The organism is Aeromonas sp. S18(2024), assembly GCF_041402525.1.
GTDB classification, from domain to species: domain Bacteria; phylum Pseudomonadota; class Gammaproteobacteria; order Enterobacterales; family Aeromonadaceae; genus Aeromonas; species Aeromonas enteropelogenes.
Window position 1 is genome coordinate 1 of sequence record NZ_JBGLQV010000010.1, and the last position, 24,290, is coordinate 24,290.

The 24,290-nt window shown below is 60.0% G+C and carries 24 protein-coding genes; 7 read left to right on the top strand and 17 right to left on the bottom strand.

Annotation, left to right across the window (positions count from 1 at the left end):
* The 3 genes from ACB034_RS15800 to ACB034_RS15810 form a co-directional block, all read right to left on the bottom strand.
* Window positions 1–1,569, bottom strand: a 1,569-nt coding sequence (locus ACB034_RS15800) for a retention module-containing protein (protein ID WP_371173219.1), incomplete at its 3' end; no start/stop codon positions are given.
* A 236-nt stretch (window positions 1,570–1,805) separates the two neighbouring features.
* Window positions 1,806–3,467: a putative transporter gene (locus ACB034_RS15805; RefSeq protein ID WP_371173220.1), complete on the bottom strand. Its 1,662-nt coding sequence runs from the start codon at window positions 3,465–3,467 to the stop codon at window positions 1,806–1,808.
* Between the two features lie 115 nt (window positions 3,468–3,582).
* The gene (locus tag ACB034_RS15810) at window positions 3,583–4,221 is read right to left on the bottom strand and encodes a hemolysin III family protein (protein ID WP_042028321.1); all 639 of its coding nucleotides are present in this window, start codon (window positions 4,219–4,221) and stop codon (window positions 3,583–3,585) included.
* Window positions 4,222–4,395: 174 nt separating this feature from the next.
* Here ACB034_RS15810 and ACB034_RS15815 point away from each other — a divergent pair, with 174 nt between their 5' ends.
* The 3 genes from ACB034_RS15815 (at window position 4,396) to ACB034_RS15825 (ending at window position 6,876) form a co-directional block, all read left to right on the top strand.
* Complete coding sequence (locus tag ACB034_RS15815; RefSeq protein ID WP_371173221.1) at window positions 4,396–5,931, top strand: pyridoxal-dependent decarboxylase; 1,536 nt, start codon at window positions 4,396–4,398, stop codon at window positions 5,929–5,931.
* A gap of 72 nt (window positions 5,932–6,003) precedes the next feature.
* Window positions 6,004–6,555: a septation protein A gene (locus tag ACB034_RS15820; RefSeq protein ID WP_371173222.1), complete on the top strand. Its 552-nt coding sequence runs from the start codon at window positions 6,004–6,006 to the stop codon at window positions 6,553–6,555.
* A gap of 24 nt (window positions 6,556–6,579) precedes the next feature.
* A complete protein-coding gene (locus ACB034_RS15825; protein ID WP_026456167.1) occupies window positions 6,580–6,876 on the top strand; it encodes a YciI family protein in 297 nt (98 codons plus the stop codon).
* Between the two features lie 84 nt (window positions 6,877–6,960).
* Here ACB034_RS15825 and cysQ read toward each other — a convergent pair whose 3' ends face one another.
* The gene (gene cysQ / locus ACB034_RS15830) at window positions 6,961–7,731 is read right to left on the bottom strand and encodes a 3'(2'),5'-bisphosphate nucleotidase CysQ (protein WP_371173223.1); all 771 of its coding nucleotides are present in this window, start codon (window positions 7,729–7,731) and stop codon (window positions 6,961–6,963) included.
* A 684-nt stretch (window positions 7,732–8,415) separates the two neighbouring features.
* Between cysQ and ACB034_RS15835 the strand changes: the two genes are divergently transcribed.
* On the top strand, window positions 8,416–10,326 hold the full coding sequence (locus ACB034_RS15835; protein WP_371173224.1) for an enterotoxin: 1,911 nt from the start codon (window positions 8,416–8,418) through the stop codon (window positions 10,324–10,326).
* A 95-nt stretch (window positions 10,327–10,421) separates the two neighbouring features.
* Here the strand turns inward: ACB034_RS15835 and pdxJ are convergent, their stop codons facing one another.
* From pdxJ to rpoE, 10 genes are all read right to left on the bottom strand, one after another.
* Window positions 10,422–11,159 carry a pyridoxine 5'-phosphate synthase gene (gene pdxJ / locus ACB034_RS15840; protein ID WP_371173225.1) on the bottom strand — a complete coding sequence of 246 codons (738 nt, stop codon included), beginning with the start codon at window positions 11,157–11,159 and terminating at the stop codon, window positions 10,422–10,424.
* 72 nt (window positions 11,160–11,231) lie between these two features.
* Window positions 11,232–11,942: a DNA repair protein RecO gene (gene recO / locus ACB034_RS15845; protein WP_042028311.1), complete on the bottom strand. Its 711-nt coding sequence runs from the start codon at window positions 11,940–11,942 to the stop codon at window positions 11,232–11,234.
* On the bottom strand, window positions 11,943–12,842 hold the full coding sequence (gene era, locus ACB034_RS15850) for a GTPase Era (RefSeq protein ID WP_026456171.1): 900 nt from the start codon (window positions 12,840–12,842) through the stop codon (window positions 11,943–11,945). It abuts the gene before it with no gap.
* Window positions 12,839–13,510: a ribonuclease III gene (gene rnc, locus ACB034_RS15855; protein ID WP_026456172.1), complete on the bottom strand. Its 672-nt coding sequence runs from the start codon at window positions 13,508–13,510 to the stop codon at window positions 12,839–12,841. The genes era and rnc overlap by 4 nt, the downstream gene beginning before the upstream one ends.
* The gene (lepB, locus tag ACB034_RS15860) at window positions 13,511–14,434 is read right to left on the bottom strand and encodes a signal peptidase I (protein ID WP_042070081.1); all 924 of its coding nucleotides are present in this window, start codon (window positions 14,432–14,434) and stop codon (window positions 13,511–13,513) included.
* A 3-nt stretch (window positions 14,435–14,437) separates the two neighbouring features.
* Window positions 14,438–16,231, bottom strand: coding sequence for a translation elongation factor 4 (lepA, locus tag ACB034_RS15865; RefSeq protein ID WP_042028307.1), 1,794 nt, complete (start codon window positions 16,229–16,231; stop codon window positions 14,438–14,440).
* Window positions 16,232–16,348: 117 nt separating this feature from the next.
* Complete coding sequence (locus ACB034_RS15870) at window positions 16,349–16,810, bottom strand: SoxR reducing system RseC family protein (protein WP_371173280.1); 462 nt, start codon at window positions 16,808–16,810, stop codon at window positions 16,349–16,351.
* A gap of 91 nt (window positions 16,811–16,901) precedes the next feature.
* Entirely contained in the window at window positions 16,902–17,882 is a 981-nt protein-coding gene (locus ACB034_RS15875; protein WP_371173226.1) for a MucB/RseB C-terminal domain-containing protein, read from the bottom strand.
* A 24-nt stretch (window positions 17,883–17,906) separates the two neighbouring features.
* Window positions 17,907–18,515: an RseA family anti-sigma factor gene (locus ACB034_RS15880; protein ID WP_042028304.1), complete on the bottom strand. Its 609-nt coding sequence runs from the start codon at window positions 18,513–18,515 to the stop codon at window positions 17,907–17,909.
* Between the two features lie 23 nt (window positions 18,516–18,538).
* A complete protein-coding gene (rpoE, locus tag ACB034_RS15885) occupies window positions 18,539–19,120 on the bottom strand; it encodes an RNA polymerase sigma factor RpoE (RefSeq protein ID WP_371173227.1) in 582 nt (193 codons plus the stop codon).
* Window positions 19,121–19,302: 182 nt separating this feature from the next.
* Here rpoE and nadB point away from each other — a divergent pair, with 182 nt between their 5' ends.
* A complete protein-coding gene (gene nadB / locus ACB034_RS15890) occupies window positions 19,303–20,910 on the top strand; it encodes an L-aspartate oxidase (protein ID WP_224211113.1) in 1,608 nt (535 codons plus the stop codon).
* Between the two features lie 143 nt (window positions 20,911–21,053).
* Here the strand turns inward: nadB and ACB034_RS15895 are convergent, their stop codons facing one another.
* Window positions 21,054–21,437 (bottom strand): protein YgfX, encoded by a 384-nt coding sequence (locus ACB034_RS15895; protein WP_026458794.1) that lies wholly within the window; start codon window positions 21,435–21,437, stop codon window positions 21,054–21,056.
* A gap of 19 nt (window positions 21,438–21,456) precedes the next feature.
* Complete coding sequence (locus tag ACB034_RS15900; RefSeq protein ID WP_026458793.1) at window positions 21,457–21,726, bottom strand: succinate dehydrogenase assembly factor 2; 270 nt, start codon at window positions 21,724–21,726, stop codon at window positions 21,457–21,459.
* Window positions 21,727–21,837: 111 nt separating this feature from the next.
* Between ACB034_RS15900 and ygfZ the strand changes: the two genes are divergently transcribed.
* A complete protein-coding gene (gene ygfZ, locus ACB034_RS15905; RefSeq protein WP_371173228.1) occupies window positions 21,838–22,746 on the top strand; it encodes a tRNA-modifying protein YgfZ in 909 nt (302 codons plus the stop codon).
* A gap of 13 nt (window positions 22,747–22,759) precedes the next feature.
* Here ygfZ and ACB034_RS15910 read toward each other — a convergent pair whose 3' ends face one another.
* Window positions 22,760–23,641 (bottom strand): LysR family transcriptional regulator, encoded by an 882-nt coding sequence (locus ACB034_RS15910; RefSeq protein WP_371173229.1) that lies wholly within the window; start codon window positions 23,639–23,641, stop codon window positions 22,760–22,762.
* A gap of 136 nt (window positions 23,642–23,777) precedes the next feature.
* Here ACB034_RS15910 and ACB034_RS15915 point away from each other — a divergent pair, with 136 nt between their 5' ends.
* Entirely contained in the window at window positions 23,778–24,215 is a 438-nt protein-coding gene (locus ACB034_RS15915) for a PACE efflux transporter (RefSeq protein WP_201942065.1), read from the top strand.
* The last annotated feature ends 75 nt before the right edge of the window (window positions 24,216–24,290 follow it).

The following is a 24,290-nucleotide window of genomic DNA, read 5'->3' on the forward strand; positions in this document are numbered from 1 at the left end:
CTCGTCGGTGGTGATGTGGCCCACCACCACCTTGACGGTCAGATCGGTTTTCGGCGCGTCGCTGATGGTCAGGGTGTAGTTGGCCTTGCCCCCCTCGACCACATTGGCATCCCCAGTCAGAGTCAGTGTCGGCGCATCCTGATCATCCACCACGGTATTGGTGATGGTGCCAGTGGTAACCACATTCTCGTAATTGCCGCCACTGGTCTTATCGATAGTGACGCTCAGTGACTCTTCACCTTGCTGATAAATGTCATCACTACGTACCGGCACCGGATCGCTGCTGGCGCTGCTGGCTCCCACCGGAATGGTGATGACCACGCCGTTGGAGAGGGTCACGGTCAGCGGGCTGCCGCTCACCGGGTTGTTGACGCTGGCGGTGTAGACGATGCTGCCGCCCTCGACCACCTCCTGGCCGGCGGTGGCCGAGCTCAGGGTCACTGTGGTGGTGTCCACCGTATCGGCCACCTCGGTGGTCACCGTGCTGCTGGTATCCAGTTTTTCGTAGTTGCCGCCGCTGCTGCCAGTGATGCTCACCGTCAGGTTGCTGCCATCTTTGTAGACATCGTCGCCAGGCGCGGCGACCGTCACGCTGCCACTCAGCTCGCCTGCCTTGATGGTGATGCTCGCCCCGTTCGACAGGCTCAGCACCAGATCGCCTTGCGGCGCGTTATTGACGCTGGCGCTGTAGGTGATCTGGCTCCCTTCATTGACCTGCGCCGGAGCGCTCAAGGTCACTGTGGTGGTGTCGACGGTGTCGTTAATCTCGGTGGTCGTCGAAGGACCGATAATGATCTGATTGAAGCCACCACCCTGGGTGCCGGTGATCGCGACTGTGATGGTTGACGGATCGACATAAGGACTGTCGCTGGGGGCTGCAACGGTCACTGAACCCGAGCTCTGGCCGACAGGGATAGTGATAACGGCACCGTTGGAGAGAGTAACTATCAGATCGGTACCAAAAACCGGTGTATCCACGGACGCAGTGAAAGTGATAGTGCCACCTTCATTCACTTGAGGTGCTGCTGAGAGTGTCAGGTTGGTGGAGATAAATGTCTGCTCTTCCCCTCCCAGCGCATCGCGCGGGGGTTCAGCATTGGTGTTGTAGGTCGTGTCGAAACCGGCCTGAGAGATGGTGGTATCACCGGTACGATCGATAGTGACGAAGCCACCGTTGCCGCTGGCACCGGCCACACCGCCCACGCCACCACCGGCGGCAGGAGCCCCGCCGGCAGCCGAGGCTTCAAAGGTCTGGGTCGGGTCGGCGCCCCCCAGGATCGCTTGTTGCAGCGCATTGATATCATCCGGCGCACCGGCTGTTCCATTTTGCGCCAGCAGGGTTTCTGCCTCTTGGGCTGGTTCACGGGGTTCTTCTGCGGGGATCAGGGTGAACTGTTGCTCCCCCCCGAGAAAACTCCCCCCTTCCGGAGAGATGATCACAGCACCTTTTGGCACTACATCACCTTCCGCCAACTGCTTGCGGCTGCCATCTGCGGCCAGCAGATAGACCTCTCCTTTCAGCTGGGTAACGGTTACGCCCTGTGCCAAGGTAATGCTATTGGTGATCATCTTCGCTCCTGAGTCCTGTTTTTGGCATACAAAAAACCACAGCGTACTTTGCTCCTTGATGGTGCAAATAACCAGTTCGAAAATTCGAACAGATGGACCGATTTAAACCTCGAATTTTCAGCCAGACAGAAGGGTGTTGCAAAGCGAAGGTGTGGCAATAAAAGTGTATTTTATCAATAGATTGCAAATGATGATGGTAGGAGCCTGATCAGGCAGGCTCCCACCCGGACGGAATACTAGGCACCTGCCCAGAGGATGATGGCAAGCAACTGCGGCGAGATGATCCGCAGGAACATGACCAGAGGGTAAACGGTGGCATAGGAGAGGGCGCTGGCCCCGCTGGTCGGATGCATGGCGTTGGCAAAAGCCAGGGCGGGGGGATCCGTCATGGAGCCCGCCAGCAAACCGCACAGGGTGAGGTAGTTCATCTTGCCATAGAGACGAGCAAGCACGCCGACCACCAGCAGCGGGATCAGGGTAATGGCGGCGCCATAGAACATCCAGGCCGGGCCATCACCATTGATCAGGGTATCGACAAAGCCGGCGCCTGATTTGAAGCCGACCACCGCCAGAAACAGCACTATGCCAATCTCTCGCAGCGCCAGGTTGGCGCTAGGGGGCATGAACCAGTAGAGCTTGCCGATGCTGCCGATCCGCGACAGGATCAGCGCCACCACCAGCGGCCCGCCCGCCAGCCCCAGCTTGAGGGCAGCGGGGAATCCCGGCAGATAGAAGGGGATGGATCCCAGCAGCACGCCGAGGCCAATACCGATGAACACCGGCAGCATCTGCACCTGCTGCAGTTTTTGTTGCACGTTGCCCACCACATTGGTGACCGCCTCGATGGCATCGAGCCGCCCCACCAAGTTGAGGATGTCACCGAACTGCAGGCTGGTCTGACTGGTCGGCACCAGTTCGATACCAGCCCGGTTGAGGCGGGAGATCACCACATCGTACTTCTGCTTGATGTCGAGATCGCGGATCTTCTTGCCGAGCACCTGCTCGTTGGTAACCACTACCCGCTCCACCCGCAGATCGGTGCCACGGGTCGAGAGAGAGGTCTCCACCTCCTCTCCCAGCACCAGCAGCACTTTGTGCAGGGCGTGGCGTTCGCCAACCAGATGCAGCAAATCCCCAAGCTCGATGCGGGACTCGGGCTTGGGCACCATCAGTTCCTCGCCGCGCTTGAGGCGGGAGCAGATGACATCGGACTCGTCGAGGCTGGGGATCTCGCTTAGCATCAGACCATGCATGTTGGGGTTGCGCACCGCGATATTGATGGTCTGCAGGCTCTCCTTGGTCTTGCCGGTCTGCTGTTCGAACAGGGCGGCTTCGTCGTCGATCTTGATGCGAAAGAAGACTCTCACCAGCCACATGGTGATCAGGATGCCACAGATGCCGAATGGATAGGCCACCGCATAACCCATCCCCATCAGGCCGGTCGAACCGGGCGCGGCGCCGAGTTCGCCCAGGATCTGCTGACCGGCACCGAGTGACGGGGTATTGGTGACTGCGCCGGAGAAAACCCCGAGGATCACCGGCAGCGGCACATCAAACAGCTGATGCAGGACCACAGCCACCACGCAGCCGAGCAGCACCAACAGGGCGGCAAAGCCGTTAAGCTTGAGCCCGGAGCTGCGCAAGGAGGAGAAAAAGCCCGGACCGACCTGGATGCCGATGGTATAGACAAACAGGATCAGGCCAAATTCCTGAATAAAATGCAGGGTCTGCGAGTCCAGCGCCAGACCCGAGACCCCTGCGAAGTGGCCCACTATGATGCCACCGAATAGCACCCCCCCTATTCCCAATCCAACGCCATAGACCCGCCAGTTGCCCAGCCACAGCCCCAGCACCGCCACCAGCGACAATATGCTGATGGAAAGCGCGATATCACTCATCTTGTGCATCCTTTGCGAATTGAAACTGTGACTAGCTTGTCAGTAAAAGCCGGGGCCAACTGTGTGATACCGCACGAATTTATCCTTTAAAACGGCGATAAATACCAATTAAGGGCTAGTCAGCGACATAACCATAGATGGCCGCAAAGTGACAAATGCTGCCCCCCAGCACGAACAGATGCCAGATGGCGTGGTTATAGGGAATGCGCTTGGCCACATAGAAGATGACCCCCAGGCTGTAAACCAGTCCTCCCAAGGCGAGCAGCAGCAAGCCGGCACCGGCCAGGTGGATATAGAGCTGATAGATGACCAGCAGCGACAACCAGCCCAGCATAAGGTAGGTAAAAAGCGACAACCGCTTGAATCGGTTGATGAAGACCAGCTTGAACACCACTCCCGCCAGCGCCAGCCCCCAAATAACCGCCATCAAGCCACGCGCCAAGGGCGTATCCAGGGTCACCAGCAGAAAGGGGGTATAGGTGCCCGCGATCAGCAGATAGATGGCACAGTGGTCGAAGACCTTGCACCAGCGCCTGGCTTTTCCCTCCGCCACGCTGTGATAGAGGGTCGAGGCGAGGTAGAGCAGCACCAGGCTGCCCCCGTAGAGGCCATAGCTGACCAGCGCCCGGGTACCCTGTTCCCATCCCTTGACGAGCAACAGCACCAGACCGACGATCCCCAGCAGCAGCCCAGCCCCATGACTCAGCCGGTTGGCCAGCTCCTCCCGGGGGGAGTAATCCATCTCACCACTCATATACGCACTCCACGATAACTGGCTCCACTCTACCCAGCCCATTTTAAGTGTACAAGTGTTAGCTTAAAAAAGGGGATGGCTGTCACCCTCCCCCCCTATGGTGTATGCTCTGCCGCCGACGCCCGCGACAAGGGACATGCACACCGACCCCGGTGATCTGGTCTGGAGAACCTGATGAAGCTGACTGAGCTGTTTACACAACCGACCCCGGCCTTTGGCGAGGCGATGACCGCCCTGCTGAAGCATTTTCACCACTCGGATGACAGCCAGGCTCCCTACCAGCGCAAGCAGTTCACCCACCAGCTCGATCAGTCCCGCATGCCGACCCAGGGCATCAGCATCGACGACTATCTGGCCCGGCTGGCCATCCTGGTGCCCGGCGCCTCCCACCTCACCTCGCCACGCTACATGGGGCACATGACGGCACCATTACCGGCCTTCACCGCCGAGCTATCGCGCCTGCTGGTGATGCTCAACCAGAATCCGATGAAGATGGAGTCCTCCCGTCTGCTCAGCTTTCTGGAGCGGGAGGTACTGGCCAAGCTGCACCGCCTCATCTACCGCGCCGATGACGACTTCTATGGCGAGCAGATGCATGCCAAGGATGCCGCCCTTGGCGTCATGACCAGCGGCGGCACCATCGCCAACGTCACCGCCCTCTGGCTGGCGCGCAACCGCGCCTGTGGCGACAACCTGTTCGCCCTCTATGAGCAGGGTTATCGCGGCGCCGTGATCCTGGGCTCGCGGTTGATGCACTACTCCTTCGACAAGGGGATGGATCTGCTGGGGCTGGGGGCCAGAAGCGTGTGGCGCCTCGACACCGACGAGCACAACCGGCTCGACCTGGCGGCGCTGGAGCAGGCCCTTGCCCAGAGCAAGGCACAGAAGCTGAAGGTGCTGGCACTGGTCGGCGTCGCCGGCAGTACCGACTTTGGCTCCATCGATCCCCTGTCGGAGCTGGCATCCATCGCCGAGCGCGAGCAGATCCACTTTCATGTGGATGCCGCCTGGGGCGGTCCGACCCTGTTCTCTCCCCGTTATCAGGGGCTGCTGGAGGGGATCGAGCGGGCCGATACCGTCACCCTGGATGGCCACAAGCAACTGCTGGTGCCGCTCGGTACCGGCATGCTGCTCTGCCGCCAGCCGGATCTGATGATGACGGTCAAGCGCGAGGCCCCCTACGCCATTCGTGCCAGCTCCTTTGATCAGGGACGCTTCACCCTGGAAGGAACCCGCCCCGCCAACGCCCTCTATCTGGACGCCGCCTTCCAGCTGTTTGGCCAGCAGGGCTACGCCAGCCTGATCGAGGCCAACTACGATCGGGCACGCCTGATGGCGGAACTCATCGATGCGGATCCCGCCTTCGAGCTGATGTCGGCCCCCGTGATGAACCTGCTCTCCTACCGCTGCATTCCGCCCCATCTGCAGGGCAAGCCCCTGAACGAGACAGCCAACGAGCAGATCAACGCCTTCAATGTCGCCCTGCAAAAGGCCCAGCGGGCCGAGGGGCACAGCTTTGTCTCCCGCACCCAGCGGGCGGTGGTGCGCTACGGTGCCCAGCCCCTCACCCTGTTGCGGGCCGTGCTGCTCAATCCGCTTATCGAAGAGCGCCATATCCGCGAGCTGCTGGCGGATCAGAAACGCCTCGGCGGCGAGATTGCCGGCCAGATGTTCGACCAGAGTAGCGACAGGGAACCGGATGCAAAATGAGCGGTCTTATTCATTTGCCGTTATCCACCTTGCAGGTAAACTGAACCAAATTTTGAGGACAATGGGCCAGACATGAAGCAATTTATTGAATTTATTCCACTTATTGTATTTTTTGCCGTATACAAGTTCTACGACATCTATATGGCCACCGGCGCCCTGGTGGTGGTGACCGGCCTGCAGCTCATCTATGGCTGGGTGCGTTATCGCAAGGTCGAGAAGATGCAGCTGTTCACCTTCCTGCTGGTCGGCTTCTTCGGCGGTCTCACCGTCTTCTTCCACGATGACGCCTTCATCAAGTGGAAGGTCACCGTGGTCAACGCCCTGTTTGCCCTGGGGCTGCTCATCAGCCGCTACGGCTTTGGCAAGAACCTGATCAAGCAGATGCTGGCCAAGGAGCTGCAAGCTCCCGATGCCATCTGGGACAAAGTCAACCTCGGCTGGGTCGGCTTCTTCACCGTCTGTGGTCTGCTCAACCTCTATGTGGCATTCAATCTGCCGCAGGAGATCTGGGTCAACTTCAAGGTATTCGGCCTGCTCGGCATGACCCTGGTCTTTACCCTGCTATGTGGTGCCTACCTCTATCGCCACCTGCCCGCCGAGCAGAAAGGCGAGCTGAAAAAATAATCGCATCAAGAAAAGGACGCTCTCATGTGGTATCTCATCTATTCGGAAGATGTTCCCAACAGCCTGCCGCTGCGCAAACAGGCTCGCCCCGCTCACCTGGCCCGTCTGCAGGCGCTGCAGGATGAGGGACGTCTGCTGACCGCCGGCCCCAACCCGGCCATCGATGCCGAGGATCCGGCCGATGCCGGCTTCACCGGCAGTACCGTCATCGCCGAGTTTGCCAGCTTGGCGGATGCCCGGGCCTGGGCCGATGCCGATCCCTATGTGGCGGCCGGCATCTATGCCAGCGTCACGGTCAAACCGTTCAAGAAGGTCTTTTAAGAGAGCGCTGCCGCAAACGATGGATGCAAAGAGGCCGGACACTGTCCGGCCTCTTTTTCTACCCCGGCTACCAGCAACGCCCGATCAGGCCTTCGCGACAAACCAGGGATTGAGGATATCCGGCTTGTTGTAGACAAGGGGCTCGCCATCGAGCCGGGTCACGCTGCCACCGGCCCCCTCCAGTACCGCCTGGGCGGCCCCCGTGTCCCACTCGCAGGTAGGCGCAAGACGGGGATAGAGCTCGGCGCCCCCCTCGGCGATGATGCAGAACTTGAGGGAGCTGCCCATGGAGACCAGCTCAATCTCGCCCCGTTCCATGTCACCAAAGCGTGCCAGATAATCGAGGGTCTCCCGCGAGAGGTGATTGCGGCTGCCCACCACCCGCCAGGGGCTTCCTTCCCGGTGCGGGCGTGTCTGGATGGCCTCACGCCTGCCATCGGCGATGCACCAGGCACCGAGTCCCTTGCCGCCATACCAGAGCTTGTCCAGCACGGGAGCGTAGACCAGCCCCCAGCGCGGTGCCCCCTCTTCAATCAGCGCGATATTGACGGTGAACTCGCCGTTGCGGGAGACAAACTCCTTGGTGCCATCCAAAGGATCCACCAACCAGTAGCGCCGCCACTCCAGCCGCTCGGCCATCACTTGCGGGCCCGACTCCTCCGACAGCACGGGGATATCTGGCGTGAGCCTGGCAAGCGCTCGCACTATCACCTCGTGGGCCCCCTTGTCGGCGGCAGTGAGCGGGCTCTCGTCACTCTTGTACTCTACCGCAAAGGGCTGGCTGTAGATGGCCATGATGGCCTCCCCCGCGGCGCGGGCAACGGGTTCAATCTCGGCAATCTCGGGTCGGTACATAAGGGGCTCTTCCAGTGTGCAGGCCAGTCAGTGTAACCCTTTTTGACATCAATCGCTTATAGCTTATTGCTCTGAGCTATTTCCTTCGGTTGCGACCTTGAGCTGGTATGCATCTGCGTGCAATCAAGAGTCAGGAACCACCTACATGGCGCACGCTAGAGGCCGCTTCTCCCGGGATGGCATCATAGGTATTCAGTGTAATGGAGCGACGCTTTTCAGCTATTTGCACAGACTCTTCTGCCGAAGCGATGTGTTGAAACAAAGATTTCATTTCGTTTCCATCCATCATGATTCGATGATAAAGCCACAACAAAGCCTTTCTCCTGTGCAAGAGAACATAGTGACTCGCTACACATAAATCTCAAAAAACTTCGATACCTTTCTTTTTGTGATCTTACTCATAGAGCAGGCTGCACTCTGTTTTGTTGTGCAAGCCACAAGCATATGGTTTTGAAACGGATCGAAACTTTTTCTGATGACCAGACGGGCAAGGATGGTGGAATGAAAGGGATGCAGGGTCTTGTCCTACGAGATAAACAGGATAGCCACCTGTATCAACTGGTGGCTGACGGCCACTCTCCGATACGCATCCTTGGGTTTGTTCGAATCCTCCCATCCACAAGCCACAGGAGGCAACCCGCCAGCACACCATTCTGACCTTTCCACTACCGCACGGAGACAACCATGCACTCACATATCGCGAGCATGACGTTGCTGGTCATGCTGACCCTACCCACCTTCGCCCGGGCCGAGGTGATGTCGCTGGAGGGAAACCAGTACCGCATCACCGTCGAGACAGCTGCCGACCAGTTCCGAGAGATCACCTTCACCAACACTGCCAATGGCGATCTCATCCGCTCGAACAATCTGTTTGATATCAAAGGGCTGGATGATCGGCTGACCTCATCGGCCGACTTCAGAGTCACGGCGTTCGCCAAGGTGCAAGACCATATCAACTTAGAGTTGAAAAACGCCGACTTCGTGGTCAAAAGCGCTATCCGGCTGCCCTCGAACAAAAGCTACGCCAGCATTGATTTCTCACTGGGCACTCGGCAAAACGACAAGCGGATCAACGGTTTTTCCATGCTGCCATTTCGCACCCAGGCCCCGTTCGTCTATGGAGCCATCAACAGTTCCCCCATCATCAGCGACAGCTTCTTCATCACGCCGCAGAATCCACTGGTCAACACCCGTGCCTACGAGGGGGGCGTCAGCCAACTTGTCTCCCTCAAACTCCCCCTCTCGCAAGACAAACCGCTCAGCTATCGCACCTATATCGGCACTTGCGGTGAGGGCCAGCTCAGACGCGACTTCAACCGCTTTATCAATGACGCCCGCGACAGACCTTACGCCCCCTATCTGCACTACAACTCCTGGCTCGACATAGGCTTCTTCACTCCCTACACGGAGGCCGAGGCCCTCAAGCGCATCAACCAGATTGGCGAGGCGTTGGTCAAACAGCGTGGGGTACCCGTAAACGGCTTTCTGTTTGATGATGGCTGGGACAATCGCAAGGGCAACTGGGCATTTAGCAAGGACTTCCCCGACGGTTTTCGCAAACTGAAAAAGGCTGCCGAAAAATACCATGCCCAGCTCGGGATCTGGCTTTCCCCTTGGGGCGGCTACAACAAACCAAGGGATGAGCGGATCTCCCATGCCGCCGAGTTCGGGTATGAACTGAGCGATGGCAAGTTCGCCCTCTCGGGCCCGATCTACTATCAAAACTTCCACCAGAAGGTGATGTCGCTCATCAAGGAACAGGGGGTTACTCACTTCAAGTTTGACGGTACCGGCAATGCGGACAAGCTGATCAAGGGGAGCCGTTTCACCAGCGACTTCGATGCCGCTATCAATCTCATCGCGGATGCGCGGGCCACCAACAAGGATGTGTTTATCAACCTGACCACGGGTACTACGGCCTCCCCCGCCTGGCTGTTCTTCGCCGACTCCATCTGGCGCGGCGGCGATGACATCAACTTCTACGGTCCGGGCTCCAAGGTTCAGCAATGGATCACCTATCGGGATGCCGAAACCTATCGTTCTATCGTCAAAAACGGTCCCCTGTTTCCGCTCAACTCCCTGATGCTGCACGGATTGGTCTATGCCAAGCAGGCCAAACATCTGGACAAGCAGTCACCGCAGGACTTTGCCGATCAGGCCTGGAGCTACTTCGCCACCGGTACCCAACTGCAGGAGCTCTACCTCACTCCCGAGCTGCTGACCGGTGAGAACTGGGATCTGCTGGCCAGGGCGGCGCTCTGGTCACGCCAGAACCAGGACGCTCTGTTTGACAGCCACTGGATCGGCGGCGATCCCACCCTGCTGGAAGTCTACGGCTGGGCCGCGTGGAGCCCCGACAGAGCATTTATCTCCTTGCGCAATCCGTCGAGCCAGCCTCAACAATTCCTGCTGGAACCACAGCGTCAACTTGAGATCCCGTCGGGGGAGGCAAGCTACTTCGAGGTTCGGTCACGCTATGGCAACAACCCGACCGTCCCCTCTTCGCTTGGCAATGGCGCCGTCATCAAGCTGGCACCGCTGGAGCTCATTACCCTTGAACTGACACCCTCCATTGAGCTGACCCCCGCCAGCTAGCAAACCACAGGTCAGGCACAATTCAGCATGCCGGGCGGCACTGATAAAAAGGGACGCCGCAGCGTCCCTTTTTATCTCTTGTCAGTCTCGGCCGATCAGATCCCCTGACGGGCTTCCTGCATCAGTGCACGCATATCGCTGACCGCCTTGGCCAGGCCGTCGAAGGCGGCACGACCGATAATGGCGTGGCCAATGTTGAGTTCATAGAGCTCGGGAATGGCGGCGATGGCCTTGACGTTGTGGTAGTGCAGGCCGTGGCCGGCATTGACCTTCAAGCCCTTGCCGGCGGCATAGGAGGCACCGGCGGCGATGCGCTTGAACTCGGCATTGCGCTCGGCATCCGTGGTGGCATCGGCGTAGCGACCGGTATGGATCTCGATGAAGGGAGCACCACTCGCGGCGGCCGCATCGATCTGGATGGGGTCGGCATCGATAAACAGCGACACCTGGGCGCCGACGGCGGCCAGACGGGTCACCGCATCGGTCACCTTGTCCAGCTGGCCGGCTACGTCCAGGCCACCCTCGGTAGTCACCTCGGTGCGCTTCTCCGGCACCAGGCAGACGAAATGGGGCTTGATGCGCCGCGCGATGCCGATCATCTCTTCGGTCACCGCCATCTCCAGGTTCATCCTGGTCTGGATCGTCTGGCGCAGGATCTCCACGTCCCGGTCGGTGATGTGGCGGCGATCTTCCCGCAAGTGAACCGTGATGCCATCGGCGCCAGCCTGCTCGGCCACGAAGGCGGCCTGTACCGGATCCGGGTACTGGGTGCCGCGGGCATTGCGCAGGGTGGCGATATGGTCGATGTTCACACCCAGGTAGATTTCACTCATGACGACTCCTTGAAACACTTCATTTGTTGACTGTGCGGCTGCCGCCTTGGCGCCAGCTCCGATATCCGTATGTCAGCCTTGCATACTGGCTTTGCGTTTCAAAAACAGCTCCCGGCTCTTGAGTTGGCGTTTGCCGAGATAGGGTTGCAAGGCCAGCCGGCTAAAACGCTTGGCCGCCTGCAGCAGGGGGGGAGTATCGAAACGTCCCTCGGCGAAGGCCAGCAGGTGGGCACCGAGAAACAGGGTACGGGGATCCGGCGCCCGCTCGCAAGCGACAAAGCCCAATTCGCGCTCGAAACCGTAGAGCAGTTCGGGCTGGATCGGCGCATCGTCGTCGGCGGCATATTCGAAGTCCACCGCATAACCGAGGGCCTGCAACAGCAGAAATTCGAAGCGTCGCAAGGGCAGCTCCGGGGTCTCGCCATCCGCCAGCGCCATGATGGCACGGGCATAGGCATCAAACACCTCGGGGAAGGGGGTATGAGCTTCCAGCAGGTAGTAGACCAGCTCGTTGAGATAGAGGCCGTAGAAGAGGCGATCCCCCCCTAAGCGCAGGGAGTGATCCGGGCACTCCACCTGGGTGAGATTCTTGAGATCCCCCTTGCCACGCCAGGCGATGGTGAGCAGGGTAAAGGGCTGCAGCAGCCCCTTCAGAGGGGAGCGTGGCCCGCGGGAACCGCGAGCCACCAGGGTAAAGCGACCACTATCCTGGGTGAATACCTCGACCAGCTGGCTGGTCTCCCGATAGGGCCGGCTGTGGATGACGAAAGCCGGGGTCAGCAATCAATCATCACCATACCCGAGACTGCGCAGGGCACGCTCGTCATCGGCCCAGCCCGCCTTGACCTTGACCCACAGCTCCAGGTGCACCTTGTTCTGGAACAGCCGTTCCATGTCGAGGCGTGCTTCTGTGCCTATGGTCTTGATCTTCTCACCCTTGTTGCCGATGACCATCTTCTTCTGGCCATCGCGCTCCACCAGGATCAGGGCGTTGATGTGGAAGATGCCGCTCTCTTCAACCTTGAAGCGCTCGATCTCCACCGTCACCGAGTAGGGCAGCTCCTCGCCGGTGAAACGCATCAGCTTCTCACGGATGATCTCGGAGGCCATGAAGCGGGAGGAACGGTCGGTCACGTAATCTTCCGGGAAGAAGTGCACATTCTCCGGTAGCAGATCCTTGGCCCACTCGCGGATCTTGGCCACGTTGGTGCCCTTCTGGGCGCTGATGGGCAGGATGTGGGAGAAGGCCATCTGCTGACCCAGCCACTCGAGGTGGGGGAGCAGCTCTTCCTTCTCCTTGACGTTGTCGACCTTGTTGACCGCCAGCACCACAGGGCACTTGAGGTGGCGCAATTTGCCCAGCACCATCTCGTCATCCTTGGTCCAGTGGGTACCGTCGACCACGAACACCACCATGGCCACGTCTCCCAGCGAACTGGTGGCGGCGCGGTTCATCAGGCGGTTGATGGCCCGCTTCTCTTCGATGTGCAGACCCGGGGTGTCCACATAGATGGTCTGGTAGTTATCCTCGGTGTCGATCCCCAGGATCCGGTGACGGGTGGTCTGGGGCTTCTTCGAGGTGATGCTGACCTTCTGGCCAAGCAGCTTGTTGAGCAGAGTGGACTTGCCCACGTTGGGGCGGCCCACGATGGCGACAAAGCCGCAGTAGGTAGTATCTGTCATGACAGTTTTTCCAATGCTTGCTGCGCTGCGGCCTGTTCGGCCTTGCGGCGACTGGTGCCGACCCCGACCAGCGGACCATCCAGACCTTCCACCTCGCACTGCACGGTGAACTCCTGGTTGTGGGCCTCGCCCTTGACGTTGGTCACTGTATAGGTCGGCAGGGATTTGCGGCTTCCCTGCAGAATTTCTTGCAGACGGGTCTTGGGATCCTTCTGCTCTATGCCCGGCTTGATCTCCTCCAAGCGGCTGGCATACCAGCCCAGCAGCAGGGTACGGATCGTCTCGAGATTGGAGTCCAGATAGATGGCGCCGATCACCGCCTCGACCGTGTCGGCCAGGATGGACTCACGGCGAAAACCGCCGCTTTTCAGCTCGCCCGGCCCCAGGATCAGGTGATCCCCGAGGTCGAACTCCCGGCCCAGCTCGGCCAGGGTCTTCTCGCGCACCAAGGTGGCACGCATCCGGCTGAGATCCCCTTCCGCCGCCTGCGGGAAGCGGTGGAACAGATCATCGGCAATCACCAGACTCAAAATGGAGTCACCCAGAAATTCCAGTCGCTCGTTGTGACGGGAACCGGCGCTGCGGTGAGTCAGCGCCCGGGTCAGCAGTTCTTGATCCTGAAAGACATGCCCGAGACGGGACTGCAGTCTGTTCATCTTGATATTCATTTACTTGATTCCGCCAATGCGGTTGAAGCGCACCCCTGTTGGTACCCAGCTTGGCAGCAGGGAGCCTTCTTCGCGCTCAAATTCAAAACTTATCCAGATAGCGACCGCCTTGCCCACCAGATTCTGCTCGGGCACGAAGCCCCAGAAACGGCTGTCGGTACTGTTGTCACGGTTGTCGCCCATCACGAAGTATTGCCCCTCCGGCACCACCCACTCATCCGGGTAGGTGCCCGGCTGGCGATAGTAACGGCCGACCATATCGGGCATCAGCGGATTGCGCAGGGTCTCGTGGGAGACATCGCCCAACTGCTCGGTATAGCGGTCAAGGGGGATCCCCATCTGGGTAAATTCACCTCTTTGTTCAAACTTGATGTCGAGCTTCTTGAAGCCCGGGCACGTTTTCCCTTCCTGCTCCTCGCACTTGGGCCGGATCATCAGCTCCTTGTTGCGATAGATGATCCTATCCCCCGGCATGCCGACTACCCGCTTGATGTAGTCCACCCGAGGTTCGAGCGGGTACTTGAACACCACCACATCACCGCGTTTGGGCTCACCGGTCTCGAGGAACTTGGTGTTGGTCACCGGATCCCGCAGACCGTAGGCAAACTTCTCCACCAGGATGAAGTCGCCCACCAGCAGGGTGGGCATCATGGAGCCTGACGGGATCTGGAACGGTTCGAAGATGAACGAACGCAATACCAGCACGAAGGTGATGACCGGGAAGATCCCGGCGGTCTGTTCGATCCAGACCGGCACGGGAGCAACCTTGGCCAGGGTCTTCTCGTCCAGATTGGCGCCGCCGTGGGCACGGGCCACGGCGATCTTGGCCGCGCGCTGCTTGGACCAGATCATCTTGTCCAGGCACCAGATAACACCGGTGATCGCGCAGACCACCACCAGGATCAGGGAAAACGTGCTAGCCATCTATCAATCCTTTCCGACGTGGAGAATCGCGAGGAAAGCCTCCTGCGGCACGTCGACACGGCCCAGGGACTTCATCCGCTTCTTACCTTCTTTCTGCTTGTTCAGCAGCTTTTTCTTCCGGCTCACGTCACCACCGTAACACTTGGCGGTCACGTCCTTGCGCAGGGCCTTGACGGTGCTGCGGGCGATAATCTGGTTGCCGATGGCAGCCTGGATGGCGATGTCGAACATCTGGCGCGGGATCAGCTCGCGCATCTTCTCCACCACCTGACGGCCGCGATACTGGGCGTTGTCCTTGTGGGTGATGATGGCCAGGGCGTCGACTCGCTCACCGTTGATCATGATGTCCAGACGGACCATGTCGGAGGTTTCGAAGCGCTTGAAGCCGTAATCCAGGGAGGCGTAGCCGCGGCTGGTGGACTTGAGGCGATCGAAGAAGTCGAGCACCACTTCCGCCATCGGGATCTCATAGGTCAGCGCCACCTGCTTGCCGTGGTAGACCATGTTGGTCTGCACGCCACGCTTCTCGATACACAGGGTGATCACGTTACCCATGTACTCCTGCGGCAGCAGGATGTGACACTCGGCGATCGGCTCGCGCATCTCCTTGATGCTGGTGATGGCAGGCATCTGGGCCGGGCTGTCGATGTGGATGGTGGTGCCATCGGTCTGCTCAATCTGGTAGACCACGGTCGGCGCCGTGGTGATCAGATCCAGATCGTATTCACGCTCCAGCCGCTCCTGGATGATCTCCATGTGCAGCATGCCGAGGAAGCCGCAACGGAAGCCAAAGCCCAGCGCAGTGGAGCTCTCCGGTTCGTAGAACAGGGAGGCGTCGTTGAGCGACAACTTCTCCAGCGCATCGCGGAAGGACTCGTAGTCATCGCTGGAGATGGGGAACAAGCCCGCATAGACCTGCGGCTTCACCTTCTTGAAGCCCGCCAGCGCCTTCTCGGCACCGTGCTTGGCCAGAGTCAGGGTATCGCCCACCGGCGCGCCGTGGATGTCCTTGATGCCGCAGACAACCCAACCTACCTCGCCACAACCCAGGCCGTCGGTATCCACCTGCTTGGGGGTGAAAATACCGATGCGATCCACACCCCAGGTCTGACCGGTGCTCATGACCTTGATCTTGTCGTTCTTCTTGAGCGAACCGTTCTTGATCCGCACCAGGGAGACGACGCCCAGATAGGAGTCGAACCAGGAGTCGATGATCAGCGCCTGCAGCGGAGCGTTCGGGTCACCTTCCGGTGCCGGGATCCTGGCCACGATCTCTTCCAGTACCAGATCGACGCCGAGGCCGGTCTTGGCGGAGCAGCGCACCGCGTCCACCGCATCGATGCCGACGATGTCTTCGATCTCTTCGGCAACACGCTCGGGCTCGGCGGCCGGCAGGTCAATCTTGTTCAGCACCGGCACCACTTCCAGATCCATTTCCATGGCGGTGTAGCAGTTGGCCAGAGTCTGTGCCTCAACCCCCTGGCCGGCATCCACTACCAGCAGTGCCCCTTCACAGGCCGCCAAAGAGCGGGAAACCTCGTAGGAGAAATCCACGTGGCCCGGGGTATCGATAAAGTTCAGCTGGTAGGTGTTACCGTCTTGTGCCTGGTAGTTCAGGGTCACACTCTGCGCCTTGATGGTAATGCCGCGCTCGCGCTCCAGCTCCATGGAGTCAAGCACCTGAGCCTGCATCTCGCGATCGGAGAGGCCGCCGCAAGTCTGGATCAGACGGTCCGACAGAGTCGATTTACCGTGGTCGATGTGCGCAATAATCGAGAAGTTACGAATGTGTTTCATCGAGCAAGAGTCACTCAAAATTGGTTTAAGGTCGGTTATGGAGGCGCGATTTTACTGGATAACCCGGCTGACGGCCATTCTTTAGTCGCCAGCGCCCGTCAAATAGCGCCAACCGGGTCAAGAGATAATGCGGACAGGAACCACCACTCCGATCATCCGGGGGCCATAGCGCCCCTGATCCAGGCGGTTGGAAAAGTAACGAACCAGTAAAAAGCCGAGCACGCCCCCCAATACGCTGGAGAGAATGGTGATCCCCTCCCCCCCGGCGAGCAGCGGCGCCAGCCAGAGCTGGCCCAGCAGAGCCCCCGCCAACAGGCAGAAGAGCGGCAGCACATAGACCAGTGCGGCCCCGCGCAGCAGGCTCTCTTGAGGAATTCCGAGCCGGATTTGCTGGCCGACCCGCACCTCGGCAGTCAGGCGCACCCGCAGACGCGGCGCCTTGAGGGGAAACGCCTTGGCAACCGTACCGGTGCCACAGTTGGATTGTTGCTGGCAACCGCTGCAGGCGGAGCGCCGTTCGCACTCCACCCAGGCATGGTCGCCCTCAATGGCCACAACCGTCGCCAGCTCTTCACTCATCTCGTTCACGGCAACACCTCGGGCTTGCAAAGCACGGGATCTGAACACGCTTTGCCAGGTTCAGCAAGCGCCCTTCCCCTCTGTGCCAGCGTCATTGTACCGCTTCGTTGCGAACCAAGGCCTGGACCGACTCGGCGATCCGCTTGGCCGTCTCGGCAGGCACTTCCCCCACGACGGTGATCTCGACCCCCACCTCGTTGACATAGCTCACCAGCGAAGTGGCTCCCTGGCGGATCAGCTGCTGGCGCACCGCCTGCTTGGGATCGACCCGGGCCACATAGACGGAGAGGTCCACCAGGCCATCGGAGAGCATCATGTAGTCCACAGGCAGACTGGTGGTCACCAGCTGGTGTTTGTCGCGAGAGAGCACCTTGAAGCCATCCGGCAGCCAGGTGATCTGCCAGCTCAGCACTTGCTGCGGGGCAGGATAGGCATCTTCCAGCGCCAGCGCCTCCGGCAGCTTGCTCTTGGCCAGGGCAACCAGCCAGGGTGCCGGCTTGCTCTGCAGCTCCAGATCGACACCCAGCACCTGCTCGACCAGATTGCCTTCCCGCTCCACCATGTCGACCCGCAGCAACAGGTTGCTCTGCTCATCGATCCAGAGCACGAAGCCATACTTGTCTGCTTCTTTTGGCACCAGTCTGACGACCTGGGCCACCACACCAGCTACCCGGCTGCGACCGGCCAGCACGGCGTCATAGCTTTCCATCACCCGGGAAAGCGGCATCTTCACCAGGGTCGACCAGACGCCCGGGAAGCGTGCCCCCTTCAGGGTGTAGGGTTCATGACTGTTTTCAAAAAAGGTGAATTCATCCTGGCGCTGCAGATACTCGATGGCCTTGCCGTCGAGATAGCTGAGATGAGCGACCTCCTTGCCATCGATCACGGCATGACTGATGCGGATCGGCTCAAGGCGCCCCTGACGGGCTTTGACCATGGATAACTCGAAGTTTTGCTGCTGCACGGCACTCTGCATCTGCTGCAACAAGGCCTCGGCCGACTTATCGTCGGCCGAGGCCTTGGCACTGATCAGCAGGAGAGAGGCCAGCAAAATACGGCTGGACTGGCGCACGTTGTTGGTATCCCTGACGACTCGTTATTGTTGAATTTGCCTGTCTTGCAGCAGACGTTGCTGCAACTGGTGGTCACGCAGGAAGGCGTTGATCCGTTCCCGCTGCTCCTGCATCTGCTGCTCGGTCAACCCTTGCTGGCGATTGCGGTTACCCTCTTGCGGATAGTGCACGCTGACCGGGGCCGCGCTGCCACCGATAGGGATGGTATTGAGCACAGGGTTGGTCGGCACGCCGTCCTGTCCCTGATACTGCTGTACCCCGAAGATGACCGCCGCGGCGACCGATGCCGCAATGGCGTATTGGCCAAGTTGCTGGCCGATACGGCGGAACAGCGGCACCACATTGGAATCTGTCTTGGCTGGTTCCATTTCCGGTTGTGCCTGAGGCGCAACCGGTTTGGCCTCGACCGGCTTGGGTGCCAGTACGGTGGGCTCATCTTCCAGTGCGGCCATGATGCTGTCGCTGAGATCCAGCTGCAGATTGACCGGCAGGTCCCCCCGCATGGCATCGCCGATCAGGTGGTAACGACCCCAGGTATCTTGCAAGTCGGAGTCCAGCTCCAGCTCGTTCAGTACTTGTGCGTCACTCAGGTCACCATCCATCAGGGCAGAGATTTGCTCTTTATTTGCCATAAGTTAAACCCGTCTTTCCCCAGTTAGTTCTCGATCAGAGGTTGCAGCTTTTTGTCGATTGCTTCCCTCGCCCGGAAGATACGGGATCTGACCGTACCCACAGGGCAATCCATGATTTCGGCAATCTCTTCGTAGCTCAGCCCTTCCAGTTCACGAAGGGTGATCGCTGTCCTCAGGTCTTCCGGCAAGGCCTCTATGGCGGCAAACACGGTGCGCTTGATCTCGTCGGTCAGCGCCAGGTTTTCAGGGGTTGAGACCTCTTGCAAGGCTTCACCACCACCATAGGACTCTGCTTCGTCAGCCTCCACATCACTGCTGGGCGGCCTGCGCCCCTGGGAGGTCAGATAATTCTTCGCCGTGTTGACGGCAATTCGGTACAACCAGGTATAGAAAGCACTCTCACCACGGAATGTCGGCAAAGCCCGGTAGGCTTTGATAAAGGCCTCTTGCGCCACATCGGGCACATCTCCGGGATTGTTGACATACCTGGACACCAGGTTGACCACCTTGTGCTGGTATTTTTTTACCAGCAGGTTGAACGCTGCTTTGTCGCCACGCTGGACACGTTCAACCAGCTGTTCGTCCAGTAGATTCTGGTCGCTCATTGGAGCCGTAAAACCCCCATCAGGTTATCGTTTTTCTTTTCCGGCCCTTCCTAAGCGCACAAGTTCAGACAGGGAGAATCAGAGAAAGTTCGCTTGCATTGAAAAAAATGTGATGCAGGCTGCATACACGCCCCCGCTTGGGCTACCATGGTGCCAGTTCTTAATCCAGGCCAATGATACTTATGAAAGCAAGTGTTGAATACCTTTGCGACGTACTGATCATTGGCAGCGGTGCCGCCGGTCTGTCTCTCGCGTTGCGATTGGCGGACCAGGCCAAAGTCCTGGTTCTGAGCAAGGGGCCCATCAGTGAGGGGGCCACTTTCTATGCGCAAGGAGGCATCGCTGCCGTGTTCGACGAGACCGACAGCATCGAATCCCACGTGAGCGACACGCTCAATGCCGGGGCAGGATTGTGCGACCCGGCCGCGGTCGAGTTCACCGCCCGCAACGCCCGCGACTCCATCCAGTGGCTGATCCAGCAGGGGGTCCCCTTCGATCAGGAAGAAGACTCCGAGGGCGAATCCCACTATCACCTGACCCGCGAAGGGGGCCACAGCCATCGCCGCATTTTCCACGCGGCCGACGCCACCGGCAAGGCGGTGCAACTGACCCTGATCGATCAGGTACGCGCCCACCCCAACATCCAGCTGATGGAGCGCTTCAACGCGGTCGATCTCATCACCACCCGCAAGCTGGGTCTGCCGGGCAACCGGATCCTCGGCGCCTATGTCTGGAATCGCAACGCCGAGCAGGTCGAAGTTGTTCGCGCCCGCTTCGTGGCACTGGCGACCGGCGGCGCCTCCAAGGTGTACCAGTACACCTCCAACCCGGACGTCAGCTCCGGGGACGGCATCGCCATGGCATGGCGCGCCGGCTGCCGGGTGGCCAACCTGGAGTTCAACCAGTTCCACCCTACCAGCCTGTTCCACCCCGACGATCCCAACTTCCTGCTGACCGAGGCCCTGCGCGGCGAAGGCGCCTATCTGCGTCGCCCCGACGGCAGCCGCTTCATGCCGGAATTTGACGAGCGCGCCGAGCTGGCACCGCGGGATATCGTCGCCCGTGCCATCGACCACGAGATGAAGCGCCTCGGTGCCGACTGCATGTATCTGGACATCAGCCACAAGCCGGCGGAGTTCATCATCAAGCACTTCCCGACCATCCATGAGCGCTGCCTCGCGGTCGGCATCGACATCACCAAAGAGCCCATGCCCATCGTGCCCGCGGCTCACTACACCTGTGGTGGGGTGATGATCGACAACAATGGCCAGACCGACATTCCCGGCCTCTATGCCATCGGCGAGGTGACCTATACCGGGCTGCACGGCGCCAACCGGATGGCCTCCAACTCCCTGCTCGAATGCGTGGTCTATGCCCATCAGGCGGGTGCCGACATCCTGGCCAAGCTGCCGACAAGCGTGGAGCCGCCTCACCTGCCCGCCTGGGACGAGAGCCAGGTGGAAGACTCCGACGAACTGGTGGTGATCCAGCACAACTGGCACGAGCTGCGATTGATGATGTGGGACTATGTGGGGATAGTGCGTACCAACAAGCGTCTGGCCCGCGCCAAACGCCGCATCGACCTGCTCAAGCAGGAAGTGCAGGAGTACTATGCCCACTTCCGGGTCTCCAACAACCTGCTGGAGCTGCGCAACCTGCTGCAGGTGGCCGAGCTTATCGTCAACTGTGCCCTACAGCGCAAAGAGTCCCGCGGCCTGCACTACAACCTGGACTATCCGGACATGCTGCCGAACCCCAAGCCCACCGTACTGACCCCGGAGCGGGATTGACCCCGGCCTGGCAAATGCCCATCCGTGACCCCGCTTAAGGCGGGGTCACTCTTTTTTGGCAAAGCGACAAGCAGAAAGCAACGTCATCACAGCCCCCCAACCTGACAATGAGGCTGCGACAGCGGCGAATGAAAGCGCGGTATTCAACGTCCGCTATCAGACGACAGGAAATGGATAGCCCGGGCCAACAGGCGATAGTGTGCGGGGGGAAGCGAGTCGGAGCAGATCCACAGGATGCAGGGCGCCCCTTGTTCAGGCAAAAGAGAGAGTCTCAGCACCCCGGGCAGAGTGCGACTCCCGGGGCCCAGCTGATAGCGGGCGCCTTGCCACGACAGCCAGCGGCCATCCCACTCCAGCATAAAGGCATCGCGTGGCAGTGCACGCCAGCCCAGCACCAGAGCGGCCAGCCAGCAGGGAATAAACAGGGCCCAACGCCAACCATCGATCAACATGGCCACAGGCCATAGCAACAACAGAAAGAGCGCCAGCAGCCAGATCCGCTGATGGCGGGAGGGGTGAACCGTCATGCTCACCCGCTCCACCGGATCAGCCCTGGCGGTCGTGACGGGCCTGGTTGCGCTCCAGGATCATCGGGATCATGGCGGCAAAGGCGGGGTCTTCGGGGATACCATGACCCATGCACCACTTGAACAGATCCGGGTCATCGCTCTCCAGCAGGCGGATAAAGGTCTGCTGATCGGCCTCGCTCAGGGTGTCGAATTCGTGTTCAAAAAAGGGCATAAAGATCACATCCAGCTCGAGCATGCCGCGACGGCAGGCCCACTTCAGGCGGGATTTTTCAACTGGGCTTAACATGGAACTCTCCTTACAAAGACCGTGGGATGGTACCAGCTGGATTTTCCGGCTGACAAACATTAGTTACGTCTTTACCATGCAGCTCACATACTTTCTCTCTGGAATACCATCGTGAGCCTGCAACCACCTGTTTTTCCTGCCGAGCCGACCCGCTTTGCCCTGACCAAGATCGCCATCACCCGCATCGCCGGCCAGGATCGCGTCAAATACCTGCAAGGTCAGGTCACCTGTGACGTCAATGCCCTGCAACCGGGACAAAATACCCTGGGTGGCCACTGCGATCCCAAGGGCAAGCTGTGGAGCAATTTCCGCCTGCTCTGTCTCGAAGAGAGCCTGCTGATGCTGACGACCCCCTCCGTGCTGGAGCGCCAGCTGCCGGAGCTGAAGAAATTCGCCGTTTTCTCCAAGGTGGAGATCGCCGCCGACGAGCGCCACGCCACCGGGATTGCCGGAACCGGCAGCGACGCCTGGATCGCCGATCACTTTGGCCTGGTCCAAAGCGGGCTGGTCGACGGCGGCATGGCGGTGAAAATTGAGCAGGATCGCTGGCTGCTGGTGAGCGACCAGCAAGCCGAGGCCCTGCCGGCGGGCGACGAATCCCTCTGGTGGGGGCTCGAGATCAAGGCGGGTCTGCCGCACATGGAAGCGGTGCATCAGGGGGAGTTCATCCCGCAGATGCTCAACCTGCAGGCCCTCGACGGCATCTGCTTTACCAAGGGTTGCTACATGGGTCAGGAGACGGTGGCGCGCGCCAAGTATCGCGGCGCCAACAACCGTGCCCTGTTCCTGCTGGCGGGCGTTGCCAACGAGCCTGTGGCCAGTGGTGATACGCTGGAGATCCGGCTCGGTGACAACTGGCGTCGCAGCGGTATGGTGCTCAACGCCTGGCAACAGGATGGTCAGGTGTGGCTCACCGCCGTGCTGCCCAAAGACACCGAGACCGACGCCCTGTTCCGTCTCAAGCAGGATGAGAGCGCCAGCCTCACCCTGCAGTCCCTGCCCTACGCCCTCATCGACTGACCCGCAATCCGGACTAACGAGGCACGCGCGCCAGCAGTGCCTCCTTCAGCCAGCGCCCCGCCTGCCCAAGCGGGCGGGCGCGGTGCCACTGCAGCTCCAGCACCAGTTCATGCCTGGCGATAAAGTCGGGAGTCAGCACCACCACCTCCTTGCGCGCCAGGGGCCTGTCCAGCAAGAACTCGGGCACCACGCCCCATCCCAGCCCACGCTTGACCAGCTCCAGCACGCCGAGATCTCCCTCGACCCACCACACCTGAGAGGCAATGCGAAAGCGCTGACGCTCGGGGCCATCCCGCCGCCCGGTGGCAATCAGCTGGCGCGCCCCCTGCAGATCGACCTCTTGCACCAGCACCCTGTGCGCCAGCGGATGATCCGGCGAGACCACCAGCGGCATGGCCACTTCCCCCAGAGTACGGGTGACTATCTCCCGCTGGGGAACAGCCTGCTGGTAACTGATACCAAGCTGGGCGCGGCCGCTGACCAGCATGTCGGTCACATCCTCCATCAAGGGAAAGAGCAGCTCCAGCTCGACAGCCGGGTAACGGCGGGCAAACTCTTCCAGCAAGGCGCCCAGCCAGGGGAGATGGGAATCATCGTCAATGGCCAGGGTCAGCCGTGACTCCACCCCCGCCGCCAGCTCGCCGGCAATCGCCTGCAGGCGCTCACCCTGCGCCAACAGTATGCTCGCCTCCTGCACCATACGAACCCCGGCCGCCGTCAGCCGGGGATAACGGCCGGTGCGGTCGAACAGGGTCAACCCCAGATCGATCTCCAGATTGGCGATGGCAGTGCTCACCACCGACTGCGCCTTGCCCAGCTTACGCGCCGCAGCCGAAAACGAGCCGGCCTCGGCGGCGGCCAGCAGTACATTGAGTTGTTCCAGTGACGGCCCCATCCCGGAATTCCTGTTTGCTTGTGATACTTGTCGACCAAGCTATCTGATTTACAGATAGATAGTAACGTGAATACATCAACTTTTATCGATAGATTGGCCCGATATTCGTGAACGAACCTGATTGAGAGAGTGATTTATGCGAACCCGTAACGATCGCCTGCGCCATGCCATCGGCTTTGAATTGATTGGCCTGCTGATTGCCGCCCCGTTGGCGAGCTGGGTCACCGGAGTCGGGCTCAACCACATGGGGCCACTGGCACTGTTCTTTTCGGTGCTCGCCACCGTCTGGAACTATGTCTACAACATCGGCGTCGACAAGTTGCTGATGAAGTATCAGGGCCATACCCACAAGAGCCTGTGGCAACGGATTGTGCATACCTTCGGTTTCGAGGGGGGCTTGCTGACCGTCGCCCTGCCGGTGATGTCCTGGTGGCTGGACATCAGCCTGCTGGAGGCGCTGGTGCTGGATCTGGGCTTCGTAGCCTTCTATCTGGTCTACGCCTTCGCCTACAACTGGGGCTATGACAAGGTGTTCCCCATCCCCCAACCGATGCCGCAGAAGGCGCTGGGCTAAGCGGCAAGATCCCCCCAAAAAAAACAGGGCACCATCATGATCGCAATGATGGTGCCTGAGAGAACAAAAGCGGCT

What these genes read in the sequence shown, in the direction of transcription:
- rnc (WP_026456172.1), bottom strand. Translation starts at nt 13,510, where the DNA reads ATGAATATCAAGATGAACAGACTGCAGTCCCGTCTCGGGCATGTCTTT.
- ACB034_RS15915 (WP_201942065.1), top strand. Translation starts at nt 23,778, where the DNA reads ATGCGAACCCGTAACGATCGCCTGCGCCATGCCATCGGCTTTGAATTG.
- ACB034_RS15895 (WP_026458794.1), bottom strand. Translation starts at nt 21,437, where the DNA reads ATGACGGTTCACCCCTCCCGCCATCAGCGGATCTGGCTGCTGGCGCTC.
- era (WP_026456171.1), bottom strand. Translation starts at nt 12,842, where the DNA reads ATGACAGATACTACCTACTGCGGCTTTGTCGCCATCGTGGGCCGCCCC.
- ACB034_RS15835 (WP_371173224.1), top strand. Translation starts at nt 8,416, where the DNA reads ATGCACTCACATATCGCGAGCATGACGTTGCTGGTCATGCTGACCCTA.
- ACB034_RS15870 (WP_371173280.1), bottom strand. Translation starts at nt 16,810, where the DNA reads ATGAGTGAAGAGCTGGCGACGGTTGTGGCCATTGAGGGCGACCATGCC.
- ACB034_RS15820 (WP_371173222.1), top strand. Translation starts at nt 6,004, where the DNA reads ATGAAGCAATTTATTGAATTTATTCCACTTATTGTATTTTTTGCCGTA.
- pdxJ (WP_371173225.1), bottom strand. Translation starts at nt 11,159, where the DNA reads ATGAGTGAAATCTACCTGGGTGTGAACATCGACCATATCGCCACCCTG.
- lepA (WP_042028307.1), bottom strand. Translation starts at nt 16,231, where the DNA reads ATGAAACACATTCGTAACTTCTCGATTATTGCGCACATCGACCACGGT.
- nadB (WP_224211113.1), top strand. Translation starts at nt 19,303, where the DNA reads ATGAAAGCAAGTGTTGAATACCTTTGCGACGTACTGATCATTGGCAGC.
- ACB034_RS15810 (WP_042028321.1), bottom strand. Translation starts at nt 4,221, where the DNA reads ATGAGTGGTGAGATGGATTACTCCCCCCGGGAGGAGCTGGCCAACCGG.
- lepB (WP_042070081.1), bottom strand. Translation starts at nt 14,434, where the DNA reads ATGGCTAGCACGTTTTCCCTGATCCTGGTGGTGGTCTGCGCGATCACC.
- ACB034_RS15825 (WP_026456167.1), top strand. Translation starts at nt 6,580, where the DNA reads ATGTGGTATCTCATCTATTCGGAAGATGTTCCCAACAGCCTGCCGCTG.
- rpoE (WP_371173227.1), bottom strand. Translation starts at nt 19,120, where the DNA reads ATGAGCGACCAGAATCTACTGGACGAACAGCTGGTTGAACGTGTCCAG.
- ACB034_RS15815 (WP_371173221.1), top strand. Translation starts at nt 4,396, where the DNA reads ATGAAGCTGACTGAGCTGTTTACACAACCGACCCCGGCCTTTGGCGAG.
- ACB034_RS15910 (WP_371173229.1), bottom strand. Translation starts at nt 23,641, where the DNA reads ATGGGGCCGTCACTGGAACAACTCAATGTACTGCTGGCCGCCGCCGAG.
- ACB034_RS15900 (WP_026458793.1), bottom strand. Translation starts at nt 21,726, where the DNA reads ATGTTAAGCCCAGTTGAAAAATCCCGCCTGAAGTGGGCCTGCCGTCGC.
- ACB034_RS15880 (WP_042028304.1), bottom strand. Translation starts at nt 18,515, where the DNA reads ATGGCAAATAAAGAGCAAATCTCTGCCCTGATGGATGGTGACCTGAGT.
- cysQ (WP_371173223.1), bottom strand. Translation starts at nt 7,731, where the DNA reads ATGTACCGACCCGAGATTGCCGAGATTGAACCCGTTGCCCGCGCCGCG.
- ACB034_RS15805 (WP_371173220.1), bottom strand. Translation starts at nt 3,467, where the DNA reads ATGAGTGATATCGCGCTTTCCATCAGCATATTGTCGCTGGTGGCGGTG.